We start from the raw sequence: 16,933 nt of genomic DNA, 5'->3' as shown, positions 1-16,933 counted from the left end.
TTTCCTGGAGGCACCACCCTATGACCGCCATGAATGCCGTTACGCAGGACCTGAGCCAGTTGCAGGCCCAGCTCAAGCAGAAGATCGACACCGCCGGCAACCTTGCCCTGGGCGCTGGAACCACGGGTATCAGCGCCCTGGACAGTCTGTTCGGTGCCTGCAACGTGACCCTGGCCAGCGCCAGCATCAGCGACCCCGGCAGCGCCTGGCCGGCCAGTTTCAGCGTCAGCGGCACGCCCAGCGGCGAGTGGACGCTCAACGGCCTCGGCGCCAACCCCAGCCTCTGCCAGCTGACCCTGACCTTCACCCAGAGCGCCCAGGGCCAGGCCATCAGCGCCAGCCTGAGCAGCGTCGCCAGCGCGACCCTCGGCCAGAGCAGCCTGACCTTCAGCGGCAGCCTCGACGACAACAACGCCCTGGTCCTCGACCTGACCCCGCCGGACAGCCGCCTGCCGCTGCTGGCGGTAGGCAACTTTGCCTTCGCCAACCGCTTCGGCGGCTGGCTGCCGGTAGACCTGCCGCTGTTCGCCGACATGCCGTTCAAGCAGATCGAGGTGGTCGCCAGTTATGGCGGCAATGACGACACACGCTGCGCAATCACCACTGGGGTCAGCGGCGACTGGTCGCTGGTCCAGGGCGGCCCCAGCCTTACCGGCGCCTGGGTGACCCTGACCAGCGCCAGCCAGACCGAAATGGACCAGAGCGTCACCCGCCTCAGCGGCACGGTAGGCGGCAGCCTGCAGATCGGCGGCCAGCCATGGACAGTGACCGTCAGTCTCAATGGCAGCAGCCAGGTGACCATCCTGGTCAGCGCCGACGGTAACCGCCAGCCGGCCCTGGCCGCCCTTGCCGGGCTGATCGCAGGCGATGCCGCAGCCACCGCGGTGAGCGACGCGGTGGCCAAACTACCGCTGGCCAATCTGGTGCTGGACAGCGTCGAGATCGCCTTTGACTGGCAGCAGCGCCAGTTGCTCAATGCCAGCGTCAGCGCCACCCTGCCCTTCACCTTCAACCAGGCCCCGGCCGACCTGCTGCTGTCCATCGGCCTGCCACCACTGCAACTCGGCGGCAATCTGTCGCCAATGACCCCGGTGAAGATCCGCAACGTGCTGATTCAGTACCTCGGTGATGCCGGCGGCTTCCCCGATACCACGGTGACCAAGCTGGCCTTCGACACCGTGCCGGCGGAAGGCAGCTACAGCTTCGCCCTGAGCATGACCGAGGTGTTCAGCGCCGGCCCGCTGGCACTGAACAACGTCGATGTGAACATTGTCAAAACCAGTGACGCCACCACTGGCTCGATGAACGCCAACCTGACCCTGGCCGGCGTCGATATTGCCGTCGCAGCGGCCTACGACAAGGGCTGGAAGATCTCCGGCAGCACCGCGTACGGCCAGCCGCTAGCCATCGGCAAGCTGATCAACGACCTTACCCGGCAATTCAACGTGAGCTGCCCCGCCGCCATCAGCGAGCTGGAGCTGCAGAACCTGGCGGTCAGCCTCGACACCGGCACCTCGAAATTCACTTTCGCCTGCGAGGGCAGCTTCCCCATCGCCGGCACAGAGCTGGATTTCAGCGTCGACCTCGAATTGTCGAAACCCAATACCGCCTGGGAAGGTCACTTCAACGGCAAGGTGGTGATCGGTGCAGCCACCTTCGCCGTCACCTTCACCCAGGACAGCAAGGTCAAGATGCTGCGCGCCGAGCTGGTGCCCACCGCCGGCAAGACCCTGGCCCTGGTCGACCTGGCCCAGACCTTCGCCATCGACCTCTCCGGGGTGCCGGCAGAACTGCTGCCCGTGCTCAATCAGGCCTCGTTCACCTACGACTTCAACAAGTCGCAGTTGGTGCTTACCGCCAGCACCGAGAAGGTCGCGGTGAGCCTGGTCTGCGTGCCCAGCGAACAGGGGCGGATCTACGCGGCAGTGGTGGACATCGCCGTGGAAGCAGATATCTCGCAGTTGCCGGTGGTCGGCAACGAGCTGGCGTCGATCCAGCAGGTCGGCCTGGACGGCATGGGGCTGGTGATCGCCTCTGCAGTATTCGACAAGGACCAGGTCGACGCAGTCAATGCGGTGATTCCCAAGGGCCAGCCGCAGGTCCCGGCGCTCAGCGTCGAGGGCCGGGTGGTGTTGTCGGCCAACCTGATGCTCGGCGACCAGCCGGCCAAGCCGCTGCAACTGGTCTTCGCCAAGCCATCGAAGCCGAAGCAGGCGCGGCTTGTGGCGGCCAACGAAAACACCGCGCCGGTACCTGCCGGTACCGCCAAGGCTCAGGGCAAGTGGGTCAATGTGCAGAAGAGCTTCGGCCCGATCAGCCTCAGCCGGGTCGGCGTGGCCTACCGCGAGCAGCGCGTGTGGTTGATGCTCGACGGCGGTTTCGCCATGGGCGGCATCGAGATCGACCTGATCGGCGCGGCCATCGCCTTCCGCCCGGTGCTGCCGCCGATTCCCGACGGTGCCTCTCTCGACGGCCTGTTCATCGGCTACGACAACGGCTCGGTAACCATCAACGGCGGCCTGCTCAAGGTGGTCACCGAGGATGCAAAGGGCAACGAAGTCACCGAATACGACGGCCAGCTGATGCTCAAGGTGCCGAGTTTCCAGCTCTCGGCCATGGCCTCCTACGCCTCCCTCGATGGCTCGCCGTCATTGTTCGCCTACGCCGTGCTTGCCGCCCCCATCGGCGGCCCGCCCTTCCTCCAGGTGGATGCACTGGCGGCAGGCTTCGGCTTCAACCGCGACCTGATCATCCCTGGCCTCGACAAGCTCGAACAGATGCCGCTGATCGCCGCGGTCAACGGCGGTTCGCCGTTCGCCGGCAAGGACGCCTCGCAGGCGCTGAAGGTGATGCACGAGTACGTGCCGCCTTCCTATGGCGACTATTTCCTTGCCCTTGGCGTTCGGGTTGCTTCGTTCCAGATGATCAAGGGCTTCATCCTTGCCGCCGGCAAGCTGGGCAACGAGTTCGAGATCGCCTTGCTCGGCCTGGCCTCGGTGTCGGTGCCGCCGCAGACCTCGTCGCCGATCGGCTATGCCGAGCTGGTGCTCAAGGCGTCCTACAACTTCAACCGTGGCACTCTGTTCCTCGGTGCGCAGCTGACCGCCAACTCCTTCATCCTTTCCCGCGACTGCCACCTCACTGGTGGTTTCGCCGTGGCCGCCTGGACCAAGGACAACCCGGATAACCCTTACGGCTACAAGGCCGGCGACTTCGTCGTCTCCCTCGGCGGCTACCACCCGGCGTTCAGCAAGCCGGACTGGTACCCGGACGTACCGCGGCTGGGCTTCAACTGGAGCATCACCCGTGAGCTGACGGTCAAGGGCGGCCTCTACTTCGCCTTGGTGCCCTCGGCGGTGATGGCCGGCGGCAGCCTGGAGGCGGTGTGGCAGAGCGGCGATCTGCGCGCCTGGTTCAAAGCCTGGGTGGACTTCCTGCTGGGCTGGAAGCCGTTCCACTACGCCGCCGACATCGGCGTCAGCCTCGGCGCCTCGTACAAGGTCGACATCGGCATCACCTCGTTCACCGTCAGCGTCCATGTCGGCGTGCAGATCCAGCTGTGGGGCCCGGAATTCGCCGGCACCGCCACCGCCGACCTGTACGTGATCAGCATCACCATCAACTTCGGCGACAGTAACAGGAACGAGGTCAAGCCGATCCAGTGGAGCGACTTCAAGAGCTCGTTCCTGCCCGGTGGCGGCAGCGCGCCAAAGGCCGCACCGCGGGCCCTGCTGCTCGCCGCCCTGCCGGCCAGCCTCAGCGCCGCCACACCGGTGCAGCAGACCGACTCGGTGTGCCTGGTGCGGGTCGCCAACGGCCTGCTCAAGGATCTCGCCGGCGTCAACGACATGGACTGGGTACTCGACCCGGAACGCTTCGAGCTGACCACCTGGTGCGCCCTGCCGAGCAAGCAGGCCAGCTACACCGGGTCCGGCGCCGCGCAGAACATCACGGCCAGCAACACGGCGTTCGGTGTCGGCCCGGTGGGAGTCAACAACGACTACTTCGAGTCCAGCCATAGCGTGGTGATCAGCAAGCTCGACGGCGAGATGAGCGCCGAGGACATCCGCGTCGACGTCAGCGCCGTGGTGGAAAACCTGCCGGCAGCGACCTGGTCCATCAACGCCGCCCTCGACCCAAGCCTGAGCAACCTGAACGACACGACCCAGCGCGCCATTCCCAACGCAATGACCGGCCTGCGCATCAAGGCCAAGGCCGACAACCCCGACGTCACCCCGCTGCCAATCCAGCTGAGCGTGCTGCGCGAGGAAATCGAGGCCAGCCGCGTGGTGACCTGGATCGCCCCCACCGTGCCCGCCGCCACCGGCTATGACCAGGCCAACGCCATGGGCCAGTTCACCAGCGCCCTGACCAATACCACCGTGGCCAGCGCCCGCAGCGCGATCCTGGCCCAGCTGGCCGCAGCCGGGGTCACGGTGAGCACCCAGGTCAATGTCGACCTGCTGGCACAGAACGCCGCCAACACCCTGCTCAGCGCGCCCCAGCTCTCGGTGCTTGGCGCCCAACCCACCACCTCTTCCGGAGCCGTCCGTTCATGATCAAGGCATCTTCCACGCCGTTGAGCGACGGCAGCGTACAGTTCGTTGCCCACTGGCTGCCGCCGCTGACCGCCGGCAGCTACAGCATCACCGTTACCCAGCACCTGCAGAACAGCGACCCGAACGCCACCGCCGATGCCGCCTTCGACGAAGCCTTCGTCAACACCCGGCATTTCGCCGTGCGTGGCGAGCGCTTCAGCCTCGACGACAGCGAGCTGGTGTCGCGCTTCCCGCCGCCGGACAACCAGGGCGAATACCAGAACGTGCTGCCCCACGTGATCTTCAAGCGTCGCACCCTGCCCTGGGAGCGCTCGCCTGAGCTGGAGGCGGACAACGCCGCGTGGCTGGCTCTGCTGTTGTTCGAACTGGACGAAGCGCCGCCACTGCAATCGGTGCTGGCCGGCGACCTGCAGCGCCAGGCGTTCCCGCACAGCGCCGAGGCGGCCAAGGCTGGCAAGTCGACGCCCAGCAGCCTGCCGGCCAGCACCGCCAGCTACCCGGACGGCTACGCCCTGCTCGGCACCGCCGGCAATGCCCCCACCTTCACCCTGGCCACCGGCGAGCAGTGGTATGACCCCTGCCAAGTGATCGACGTGCCGGCCGAGCTGTTCGCCGCCATCGCCCCGACCCTCGACGAACTGGACTGGCTGGCCCACGCTCGCAGCGTGGTGCTGACCCAGAAGCAGGCGCAGGACGACGACGAGCAGGAAGGCAACTTCTCGGTGGTGGTGGGCAACCGCCTGCCGGCACCGAACCAGAAATGTGTGGTGCACCTGGTCTCCCTGGAAGGCCTGGCCCGCTACCTGCCCACCGGCGACGGCGAAACCGCCGCGGCGCTGACCCTGGCCGCCGGCGGCACGGCGGACAAACTACGCCTGGTGTCGCTGGCAAGCTGGTCGTTTACCTCCCTCGACCCACAGGAAACCTTCAGCGGCTACCTCGAAGGCGTTGATTGCGCACCGCTGCGGCTGCCCGCCCCGGCGAACGCCAGCGGCAGCGCCGGGCAGGCCGTTGGCAACGCCTTCGCCATGGGCTACACGGCGATGAACCACCAGACCCGCCTTGGCGACACCACGGTGTCGTGGTATCGCGGCCCGTTGCTGCCATTCTCCTCGTCGCCAGTCATCGTCCCACCACCGGGTGCCGCGCCACTGGTGGTGGCCGACCAGGCGGTGCGCTTCGACCCGGCCAGCGGCTTGATGGACGTCACTTACGCCGCTGCCTGGCAGATCGGCCGTGGCCTGGCCCTGCAGAACGCCCTGTTCGCCAGCACTCTCTATGCGTGGAAACGCAGCGAAGCGCGCAAGGTGGCGCAAAACAGCGAAACCCAGGTCCTCAACCTGCGCCTGCGAGCCTCGGTGACGCCGAACTCGGCGTTGCGCGCACTGAGTGCCGCACCTACCAGCCAGCCCGGCCTGCGCGGCCTGGCCATCGGCCTGATCGCAGAATCCCTGGCCGCCCAGTGCGCCCGCTCTTCCAGCTCGTCGGAGACCGCAGAATGACCCGGCTCGCCCAGCGCAACAGTCAGTTCCTCAACCTGCAGGCCATGGTCGCCGAGCCACAGGCTGGCCTCCTGCGCGCCAACAGCAGCGACCCGGTACCCGGCGAGCTCACCCAGTGGCTGGGCAGCCTCGCTGCTCTCAAGGGCCTGCCCTTCGGCTACCTGGTGCCGGACGAGGCCATGCTGCCGGCGGAGTCGATCCGCTTCTTCGTCCTCGACCCGAACTGGATCAATGCCCTGCTCGAAGGCGCCACCAGCATCGGCCGCTCCTGCACCTTCGACGCCGCCATCGACGCCGAGCTGGTGGCGCGCCTGTACGCGGCGGTTTCGCCAGCGACCACGGTCAGCGGCTTCGTCCTGCGCTCCAACGTGGTCAGCGGCTGGCCGGGCATCGAGGTGCGCGCCTACGACGCCAACGGCACGCTGCTCGACGGCGTGCTGCGCCAGCAGGTGCTGGCGCCCACCGTGCTGCTGTTCATGACCACCGGGCAGATCAGCCATGTCGATATCGGCGAGCCGTCCGAGGCCATGCACTTCGGCGTCGATATCGGCCAGGCGAGCAAGTCGCTGCGCTATGTCACCGTGCCCAAGACTGCACCGGCCAACACCCGTCCCGGCGACCAGATCGATGGCGCCAGCGTCGCCGTCGGCTATCGCGCCGCCGGTGGTGGCAAGCGCGTGCTGAAGATCGCCGACCTGGCGAAGAGCCTGCAGGCGCAGCTGGTGACCAGCAACGCCAACCTCGCCCCGGACGGTACCCAGCGTCCGTTCACCCCGGCGGAGTTCGCCCTGGAGCTGGTGGAGGGCGTGCAGACCGTGCGCTTCAGCAATCAAGACAAGGAGGTTTCGGCATGAGCGACAGCGGTCTGATCGTCCCCATCGATGTCACCGCCCTGGTCATCGGCAAACCAGACGCCAGCGCGGTCAATGGTTTCGCCGCGGTGGCCAGCAACTTCGCCCTGATGCCGACGACCCAGGCGGTGGGCCCCTACCTGGCGCAGAACCTGTTGCCCAAGCCATTCGACGCGGTCGACAGCCAGGACGCCATGCAGCCCGGTATCCACCTGCACTGGGCGCTGCCCGACAGCCTCGCTCGTGGCCGTACCGACGGTGGCAAGGTGGCCTTCCTGCAGGCACCGAACCTGTGGCTGGTGACCCGTTTCGCCGGCGGCAACGCCGACGGCAGCACGGTGCAGACCGCCTGGGTGATCGAGAGCGACCAGTTGCAGCAGGTGCAGGACCAGACCCTGCCGCAGAATATCTATTCGCGGGCAGTGCCGGTGACCCCGGACCTGACCGGGGCCAGCCAGCCGTTCCTGTTCCAGGGGCGGGTCTACCGCCAGGCCGACTGGGCCGGGCGCAACGGCGGCACCTATGCCAGCAGTAACACCACCGTGGGCTACGGCACCCCGGCCTATGCCGCGGCGTATCCGAACTGCCCCAACGTGTTCTCGTTCTGGGACCCGCTGGACGATGACGACGCCAAGGCCTTCACCGCCGAGACGCTGCTGTCCTACTCGGTGGTGGGCTGGTACGCCAACAGCGCCAGCGACCCGCTGGCGGCCCTGGTCTATCCGGCCAGCGCCACCACCGTGGAGGCGCGCCAGGCCTATATCGCCCAGACCCTGGAATGGGCGCTCAGCGGTAGCCCCGACGTACCCAACCGCACCGTGTGCAACGGCCTGCTCAGTGGCCTGACCTGGGATCCGCAACGAGCCTGGCTGACCCCGCCGAGCGCCGACGGCATCGACGTGGTCATCGCCGACAACACCGCCGAGGCGGTGGCGGCGCTGATCCAGGCGCGCAACCCCGAGGTGGCCGACCTGGAAACCCTGCTCAACGTTTTCCAGCAGGGGCTACTCCACGAGCTGGGCAAGGTCGGTGGCGCCGCTGCGGCCGACGAGGCGGTGCACCAGGCCGGCTTCGCCGCCTACCCCGGCGGCACTGTGTGGCTGGCACGCCAGGTCACCGCGCCAGGCGCCGATCCGTCCGCGGGCAACGGTCAGTTGCCGGATGATGCCGTGGAGCAGTTGGAGCAGGTCAACCGCCTGCAGCGCAGCCTCGACGGCCAGAGCGCCGACCTTGATGCCCTGCGCCAGCAGCTGTTCGTCGACTGGGCCAAGTTCATGCTCCTGCAGTTCAACAAGGCAAACCCGACTGCGCTCACCGCCGACCAGGCCCGCGCCTTCATCAAGAACTACGACCTGTCGGCGGTGAGCGCGCTGGCGGGCAGCAAGACCAGCAGCGGCAGCATCGCTACCCTGCAAACCCGGATCGACAGCGCCCTGGCTGCCCTGCAGAAGACCCTCGGCACCGGCTGGGAAATCAAACCGTCCTCGGCGGCGCGCTTCTGGCAGCCGGCCGACCCGGTGATCCTGCTGGCCGGACGACCCACCACCCAGGCCTCGGCACGGCATGGCGGCGATGGTCGCTTCCATGCCCAGGGTCTGCTCGGTTGCCGGAGCGGCAACCAGTTGGTCAGCGGGCTGCGGGTGCATGGCGCTCTGTTCACCCCGGATGTGACGCTGGCCAGCGCACCGGCGGGCGCCAGTTATCCGCCGGAACTCGGCGCGCTACTGGCCGAATCACTGACCCTCGACCCGCTACGCGCCCCGGACCTGGCCCGGCAGTTCACCCAAGGCAACGGCGCGCAGCGCCTGGCCGCGATCAACAGCGACACCCTCGCAGAACAGATCGCCAGCGCCCAGCGCGCCGCCCGGGACCAGCACCTGCTGGCGGCCGACGCCCGCAGCGGTGCCGCCAATGCGGCGGTGGCCCTGGTCGGCAACGCACCGTCACCGGTGGGCCTGAGCAGCTGGTCGCAACCCTGGCTGCCGACCTTCCTCAACTGGGAAGTGCTGTTCTACCCCTACCACCGCGTCGGCCTGGCCGGTAGCGGGGTCGACTATGCCGCCGACGCGGTGACCGGCTCCTTCACCCTTGATCCGGACGGCCTGGACTTCGACGCCGTCGCCGGGCTGACACCCGATCCTGCCTTCCAGACCTATTCCGGCACCCTGACCCTGGCCGGTCGCACCGAACTCAACCTGCAATCGCAGATCGAGGTCTACCTCAAGAACTACCCGGACGACCCCAATGCCAAGGTCCTGCAAGGCATCCTCGGCCAGCTCGACCTGCAGGCCATGGCGCAGAGCCTGACCGGCTTCAACCAGGGCCTGCTGATGCGTAGCCAGACCCTGCAACTGCCGGTGGTGGACGCGCTGAGCCCGTCGCTGATCGTGCGCAACTTCACCAACACCCAGGTGGCCCCGGCGATCGACGGCTTCAACGTCGCCTCACCGGCGCCGAACAACGGCTTCAACCCGCTGCGCTGCGGCGAACTGCGAATCAACCGCCTGCGCCTGGTGGACGCTTACGGCCAGGCGGTGGATTTGCCGAAGCCGACGCCGATCATCGCCCAGCGCCTCAAGCAGCGCCTGGCCGGTGGCGAGGTGGTCGACAACGGCAAGATTGTCCTGCCGCCGCGCCTGACCCAGCCGGCGCGCCTGCAATTCCGCTGGCTCAGCGCCGAGGATGGCCAGGCCGAGTGTTCCGACCAGGGGCCGGCGCCGATCTGCGGCTGGGTGCTTTTCAACCACCTTGACGACAACCTCAGTGTGTATGACGCCGACGGCTTGCCGATCGGCTCGCTGAATACCCTCGGCCCGCGCTGGCAGGGTGCGCCAGGTAGCGCCAACTGGTCCCGGCCGTTCGACCAGGTAATGGCCTCGATCAACCCGTACCTGGCCAACTTCATCCGTGCCCTCCACAACCAACCGCAGGGCCTGGGCTTCCTCCAGGCCCTGTTCGCCACCCTCGACCAGGCCAGCGGAGCCAGCGGCCCGGCCGCGCCGACTGCCGACCCGAGCCTGAGCGTGCTGATCGGCCGGCCATTGGCGGTGGTCCGTGCGGCCCTGCGCCTGGAACTGCAAGGCCAGCCCGCCGCCGACAACAGCTGGCCGGCCTTCGCCGCCAGCGTCGGCCTGAGCCCCGGCCAGCCGCGGCCCAGCGCCGGCATCGGCAACGTGAAATTCCCGGTGCGCCTGGGCGACCTCGGGGTGTATGACGATGGCTTGGTGGGCTACTTCGTAGAGGACGGCAGCGCCGACCAATGGACCACCTTCTACTCGCCAGCGGCCAGCGGAGGTAATGGCGTGGTGCCAGTAGATGTGAACAAGACCTCACTGAGCCCCGTACCCGCCTCCGACAGCGGCGACGGCCTGGCCCTGACCCTGCTCATCGACCCTCACGGCTCGGTGAACGCCACCGCCGGCATCGTCCCGGTGAAGACCATCTGCATCCCCCGCGCCCAGTGGCAGCCCGCACTGGACGCGATCGCGGTGACCTTCCTGACCACGCCGATGGTCGGCGCCGGCACGGTGATGCCAGTACCGGTGCCGCAGGAAAACGGGTTCATCTGGGAATGGGTGACGCGTAACCCGGGCGCCACCGGCTGGAGCAACCTCGCGCCCGGCTCGGCGGTGCCCACCGCGACCCTGGCGTCCCCGCAACGCATCGAAGAAGGCTGGCTGCGGCTGGTCCGCGACAACGGTAGGGAGTGACCCGGATGAGTGCCATCGAGTACAGCATCGCCAACAAGGACGGCAAGCCCGTGGCTTACCTGAACCAGGCGCAGACCCTGACTTTGACCCTGACCAACGCTAGCGGCGCCGACCTGGAGCTGGTCGGCAGCCCACCGGTGCTGGAGACCGAGGCTGACAGCAACACCAGCCTGCTGTACCTGTTCCTCGGCAGCCTGGTCAGCGACCCGGCCACGGTGCAGATCAGTTGCCCAGGCTGGACCCCGCAGTTCCAGAACACCCCGCAGGGGCCGGTGTGGTGCCTGGCCCAGGCAGAGAACAGTACCTTCAAGGACAAGGCGAAACTGACCGTGACCCTGGACGGGGTCAACATCAACGGCCAGCCCGGCCCGCGCCAGGTGACCGTCGATTGCTGGTTCGGCGACGGCGACTCGGTGCAATTGCCGGTGATGGCGCAGAACGATCCGGGCAAGCTGCTGCCGCTGAACCTGGTTTTCGCCCTGAATGGCGGCAACGTCATCTACATCACCGAGAAGGCCGATTCGCCAATGACCTGCTCGCTGGTGTTCCGCCTGAGCAACCCATCGCCGGACACGCCCATCGTGCCGGAGGACGTGCCCTGGGGCCCCCAGGCGCCGAGCTTCACCCTGTCCTTCGTCTATGCCGACAAAGGCGACGGTTTCGGCGCCCTCACCTCGGCGGAGCGGGCCGCCAGCTTCACCCGCCAGACCGTGCAGGACTACGGCAACCGCTGGTCCATCGCGCCCAGTACCCAGGGCTCACCGAGCTGGACCCTGACACCGGACCAGCTGACCAACAAGCAGATCCTCGGCACCGGCGAACAGGCCAGCTTCGAATTCATGCTGGGCAACATCGTCACCCAGCTCAAGGCCGGCACCACCCTGGCCTACCTGCAATGGAGCAACATTCCCGGCTACCAGGACGGCTACCAGACCGTGGCGCTGGTCAAGCAGGCGCCGACCCCGGGCATCCTGCGCTTCATGACCCTCAACGCCAGCGTGATCAGGCAGGGCACGCCGGTGCAGCTGAACTGGCAAACCTTCGCCCTGTCCAAGCGCACCATCAGCTGGAGCCAGGACAACACGCCCTACCAGGTCGTGGTGCCGGCCAACGCCAGCGCCTGGGAGCCGGACCCGCAGCCGGACGACACCGTGACTTACACCCTCGACGGCTACGACTTCAACGGCAACAAGGTGCCCAATGCCCAGCAGACTGTCAGCGTCATCGCCAATGCACCGGTGATCAATAGCTTCTCGGTGAGCCCGCGGGTTGCTGCATTCGAAGGCGCCAACCCCAACGTACAGGTCACCGGCAAATGGCAGGCGAGCAACGTCAAGACCCAGCAGCTCAATGGCACGCCGGGCCAGTCGCCACAGACCATCGGTTTGAACAGTGCGGGCGACGTGATATTGCTGATCACCGGGTTCCAGGACCAGATGACCTCGCAGTCACAGACCGTGTACAGCACTCCCGGGTACATACAGACCTTCGTCTCCACCAGCCAGGTCAGTGGCGGCACGAACGGGCCGCTGATCAGGAACGTGCTCGCGTTCGACCGTGGAGCCTCCACCGGCACCTGGACCCTGATCCGCAGCGACGACCTGGCGACCCTGACCCTGGCCAGGCAGGGCTTCACCTGGAGCACCAGCGAGCTGAACATCAAACTGGTCTTCAACGACGGTAGCAGCACCGCTACCCTGAGCTGTGCCTTCGGCAACCTGACCCTGACCGCGCGCAGTGGCAGCGCTGACGCCAATGGCCTGCAGCCACTGGCGATGCTGGTGCAGAACGCCGCAGGGCAGAATGTACCGGTGTTCAGTGCGGTGACGACGAAGTGATCTGCCACCATGGTCGACCAACTCGGTCAATACGCTAGTGGGCATCCAACAAGTAGATAACCCACCAAGGCAAAGGGCATCATCGATGCGGCCGAGCTGGAACCTGCAATGCAGCCGCACCACGATAGGGTACGGCGGCACCTCAGGGCTCTGGGTGCGGCGTCCAGCACCATTGGGCAAGCTGGTTCCGGCCTGCGCGGGTGCTTGGGGTACCATGCACCGCACTGGCTTCCTTGGTCAGGCATCGACAGCCCGGTGCAGCCCCCCTTCCAGCGGCAACTCATAGGACTTCTTAACCGTACGCACCACCAGTGTGGAAGAGTACGTGCGAATCGGAATATCCCGGTAGGTGTCGAGAAACCGGTAGATATAGTCGGTGTACTCGGTGGCATCGCGAAACTTGGCAACCATCACGAAATCGAACTCGCCCGTCATCAGGTAGCAGTCCTGAATCTCCGGGTGGCTGGCCAGGATGTGCTGCATCTTGCGGTCGATGTCGTTGCTGTCGCGGTCCAGCTTGACCAGGAAGAAGGCGGTCACCTGAATGCCCAGCTTGCGCTCGTCCAGTATCGCGACCTTGGCCTTGATGATACCTGCGCTCTCCAGGCGCCTGATGCGCCGGTAGCAACTGGTGGAAGACAGCCCGACGCTGTCGCTCAGCAACTCCAGATTCTGGCTGCAATCCTTTTGCAGCTTTCCCAGAATTTTCAGATCCATGGCGTCTGTCATTTTTCACGTGTCTTCCTTGAAAAACTGCAATGAATCCGCCGCAAGGACGGGCCAATTTGCACGATTCCCTGCGTGCCATCCCTTTACCATCAACTGAGCTTAGCAGCCCGGCCAGATATGGCCTGCGGGGCGCATGAGAGGGACCTTATGATCATCGCGAAACCGACATGGGCCGCGGACATCCACGGCCTTTTTACCGCGCCTTACTGGATTCCCGCCGCGCAGCGTGCGGCCGTGGCGGCCTCCTGGACCGGGTGCATGAACGCCTATTTCGTCTACCTGGACGACCCCGACTCGGTCAAAGCCTGGTCAGAAACCATCTACCAGCACCTGGCCTCGCGCAACATGCCGCTGACCCTCGACCAGCAGCAGTTCTGGCCGATCGACGCGCTGGAAACCTTCAGGTTGTGGGTCAACCAGGGCTGGCGCCTGGACGCCAGCTCTCCCTTCGATCTGGCCGAACGCATTCCGCCACCGGACCTGCCACAACCGGTCAAGCGGGTGAGAAAGGACATCCGTGCCCTCAGCCTTGAGGAGCTGAACCTGTACCGCGCCCGCCTGGACGACGTGATGCAGGTGGGCGACCCCGACAGCGGTTCACCCTGGCAACGTTACGCCTATATCCACACCAACTGGTGCCTGCATTATCAGGAGGCGTTTGCCCTGTGGCACCGGGCATACCTGTTGTACCTGGAACAACTGATCGACTGCGCCATCCCCTACTGGGACTGGATGGCCGAAGATGCCAGTGTCGACGGCAGCCCGCAGGCCGGCCTGCCCCAGGCGTTCCTCGATGAAACCTATGTGCACCCGCACACTGGCGAAACCCGGCCCAATCCCCTGCGCTACGCGGCCGCCAAGGATGGTTGTTCCAAAGTGTGCGCCGGCGGCGCGGTCAACGGGGTGGACTGCCGCTATGTACAGCGCGACCGGTTGTTCTACACCCATGGTGACGACTCGCGCCCGGAGCGCACCCGCTTGTACGGCATGAGCCGGATTTTCCAGCAACAGGTGGTGGATGCCCTGAAGTTCACCACCTTCAGCCAACCACAGGGTGTGCCCGGTTACCCGTGGGCCAACATTCCGGTGTTCGACCCACCTCAGCAAGACAGCCTGTACCCCAATCGTGCGCTTAACTTCGACGGACTGTACGAGCAACCCCACGACAACTATCACGGCTGGATCGGTGGCGACATGGCCGACAACGCCTACACCGCCTTCGACCCGGTCTTCTGCTCCTATCACGCCAACATCGACCGCATGCTCGAGGTCTGGATCAGGGCCAACCCCGGGGCGCAATTCACCACACAGTGCTTGCTCCAGCCCTTCTCCGGCCGCGACGCCGCGCAGGTCACCTTCACCAGCGCCGACGCCTGGCGCTACACCACCCTCGGCGACATGGCCCAGGACAGCCGGCACATCGGCTACGACTATGGTGCGCCGGTGGCCCCACAATTTGGCGCGCCCAAGGCGGCTACCAACCGTTGCTGCAAGCACAGCGCAATGGCCGCCAGCGCCGCGGAAAATGCCGCAGGGCCCGGGCCGTGGGTGGTGTTCGATCACGTACGTTGCACCCACGACACCTATCTGATCGACGTCTTTCTCGACCAGCCCGACGCCACTGCACAGCACGTCAGCGCCGACAACCCGCATTACGTGGGGCGCTTCAGCCGTATCGGCATGGGGCTGGTGGACGACAAGGGCCGATGCATCACCCATGGCGTGTCGCGCGCACTGAATGCAGCCCGCAACGCTGCTGCGTTGGGCCTTGGCCGCGGCGATGCGGTGCAGTTGTCGCTGGTGGTGACCCACCTCGACAGTGGCCGCGTGCTGACGCCTGACGAATACACGACCCTGCCCGGTTTCATCGCCCAACTGGTGTGGGACGACCCGCGCCAGACCCTCGCCGGCCCGCCCCCGGTCGCCGGCTGCTGCTCTGCTTCCACCTCACGCACACCAGGAGAACCGACATGAGCACGCCCTTCAAGCAGTTCACCTCTCCCGCCGGACAAGCCCCCAAGGACTACAACAAGCTGGGCCTTGAAGACCAGTTGCCGCAGTTTGAAACCGACTGGAACAACAACCTCACCGGCTGGACCCAATCGTCCATCATCGGCAACCCTTGGTCGGGCCTGAACGACGCTCCCCGCTCGGGCTACTACAACCCGCTCGTAGAGGGCTTCGGCGACGTGACCCCGCCCGCGATCACCTGGGCGCCCTTCCCCAACCGCCTGTGGACGTTCTTCTACAACAACGGCGCGGCGGTCATTCCCCAGTTGGGCGGCAAGGCCATGACCCTGGACCAGGTGATGGAATTGGCCGACCACGGCCAGATCACCCTCGACAACACCCTCTACACGCTTTACGACCCGAACAAAAAGGGCACTGTGCTGCAACTGCCGGTCAAGCGCTGCCCCAGCATCGCCTGGAATGGCACGTACAAGGATTTCACGCCTTCCGGCCCACGGGGCTGGCTCGATGAGTACTGCGAGTGGTCGATCGTGCGCGATGCCAACGGCAACATGCGCAAGATCACCTTCACCTGTGAAAACCCCGCGTACTTCCTGGCCATGTGGCGCATCGACCCGAACGCGGTCCTGGGCCTGTACCGCGAGTACATCGACCCGAGCGTGCAGCTCGAAGACCTGTACCTGCGCTATGCCGAAGACTGCCCGACCGGCAAGGCCGGCGATCCGGTCATGGACCCCACCACCGGCAAGCCGGCCTATGACACCGTCAACAAATGGAACGCCGGAACCGCCTGTGTGCCCGGCCAGTACGGCGGAGCGATGCACCTGACATCCGGCCCCAATACCCTCAGTGCCGAGGTGTACCTGGCCGCCGCCGCCACCATCCTGCGCCCGGTGAGCAGCAGCCAGAATGCCCAGTCGCTGATCTGCTGCGCGCAGTACGGGCAGAACTATCGCAACTCCGACCCGCACATCGGCTTCATGGCCAATACCACGGCGGTCAACAACCGACTGTCGCTGACCAACCCTATTGGCCTGTACTTGCAACAACCCACCGACTTCAGCGCCTGGAAGGGCCCGCAAGGCCAGGACGTGAGCCAGTACTGGCGCATCACCCGCGGTACGGCCAAGTCGGCCGCCAACGGCTCCGACCAGATCCTGCAGGCGGTGTTCGAGGTGCCGGAAAGCGCCGGCTTCTCGATCAATGACATCACCATCAACAACCAGAAGGTCAACTATGTGTGGGTCATCGCCCAACAACTGTTGGTGGGCCTGAGCGTCACCGTCAAACCGCTCAGCGTCACACCTCAATCCTTCCCATGCGTGCAGGACCGGGTGGCCGGCCTGCAACCCTGGCCGGTGCAACTGCTGCCGCTGGACCTGTTCTACGGGAACTCCCCCACCGACCTGCCCGCCTGGCTTGCACCGGGCAGCAGCAATCAGTTCGTGCTGGTGGTGCAAGGCGCCGACAAGACCACCACGGCGCAGAATGCCAGGGTGCAATTCTCCAACCCCGGGGTTACCGCGCAGGTCACCCAGTACCTGCCCGACGCGTCGGCCATTCCCGGCCAGACCAACGCCGGCGGCACACAGGCCTACATCCTGACCATCACGGTCAGCCCCACCGCAGCCCCCGGCCTGGTGACGGTGCGTGCGCTCAATCCGGATGAAGACGTGAACGTGAGCGCGGCAGACCACCCTTGGGAATCCGGCCTGGCGCTGGTGCCTGGCGCCTGAACCACGCCAGTCTCGCCTCTCTACCGCCGCACCTTCG

8 protein-coding genes are annotated in these 16,933 nt (G+C 66.2%); 7 read left to right on the top strand and 1 reads right to left on the bottom strand.

The genetic code is table 11. The features are described from left to right. The first annotated feature begins 20 nt into the window (after nt 1-20). From M2S36_RS18040 to M2S36_RS18020, 5 genes are read left to right on the top strand one after another with little or no spacing between them, the layout of a single operon-like run. Nucleotides 21-4,559 (top strand): DUF6603 domain-containing protein, encoded by a 4,539-nt coding sequence (locus M2S36_RS18040; RefSeq protein WP_333957539.1) that lies wholly within the window; start codon nt 21-23, stop codon nt 4,557-4,559. Beyond that, nucleotides 4,556-6,061 (top strand): hypothetical protein, encoded by a 1,506-nt coding sequence (locus M2S36_RS18035; RefSeq protein ID WP_333957538.1) that lies wholly within the window; start codon nt 4,556-4,558, stop codon nt 6,059-6,061. Before M2S36_RS18040 ends, M2S36_RS18035 begins: the two co-directional genes overlap by 4 nt. Then, on the top strand, nt 6,058-6,915 hold the full coding sequence (locus M2S36_RS18030) for a hypothetical protein (RefSeq protein WP_241106770.1): 858 nt from the start codon (nt 6,058-6,060) through the stop codon (nt 6,913-6,915). The genes M2S36_RS18035 and M2S36_RS18030 overlap by 4 nt, the downstream gene beginning before the upstream one ends. Next, complete coding sequence (locus M2S36_RS18025; RefSeq protein WP_333957537.1) at nt 6,912-10,622, top strand: hypothetical protein; 3,711 nt, start codon at nt 6,912-6,914, stop codon at nt 10,620-10,622. The genes M2S36_RS18030 and M2S36_RS18025 overlap by 4 nt, the downstream gene beginning before the upstream one ends. A gap of 5 nt (nt 10,623-10,627) precedes the next feature. Continuing rightward, nucleotides 10,628-12,460, top strand: coding sequence for a hypothetical protein (locus M2S36_RS18020; protein ID WP_241106768.1), 1,833 nt, complete (start codon nt 10,628-10,630; stop codon nt 12,458-12,460). A 237-nt stretch (nt 12,461-12,697) separates the two neighbouring features. Here the strand turns inward: M2S36_RS18020 and M2S36_RS18015 are convergent, their stop codons facing one another. Next, nucleotides 12,698-13,177, bottom strand: coding sequence for an Lrp/AsnC family transcriptional regulator (locus M2S36_RS18015; RefSeq protein ID WP_207832066.1), 480 nt, complete (start codon nt 13,175-13,177; stop codon nt 12,698-12,700). Nucleotides 13,178-13,336: 159 nt separating this feature from the next. Between M2S36_RS18015 and M2S36_RS18010 the strand changes: the two genes are divergently transcribed. Continuing rightward, nucleotides 13,337-15,163, top strand: a complete 1,827-nt coding sequence (locus tag M2S36_RS18010; RefSeq protein WP_207832068.1) for a tyrosinase family protein — start codon at nt 13,337-13,339, stop codon at nt 15,161-15,163. Beyond that, entirely contained in the window at nt 15,160-16,896 is a 1,737-nt protein-coding gene (locus M2S36_RS18005) for a hypothetical protein (protein WP_207832073.1), read from the top strand. Before M2S36_RS18010 ends, M2S36_RS18005 begins: the two co-directional genes overlap by 4 nt. The last annotated feature ends 37 nt before the right edge of the window (nt 16,897-16,933 follow it).

This window comes from Pseudomonas sp. SF2, assembly GCF_036858055.1.
Lineage (GTDB): Bacteria > Pseudomonadota > Gammaproteobacteria > Pseudomonadales > Pseudomonadaceae > Aquipseudomonas.
This window is presented reverse-complemented; position numbering and strand designations above follow the sequence as displayed.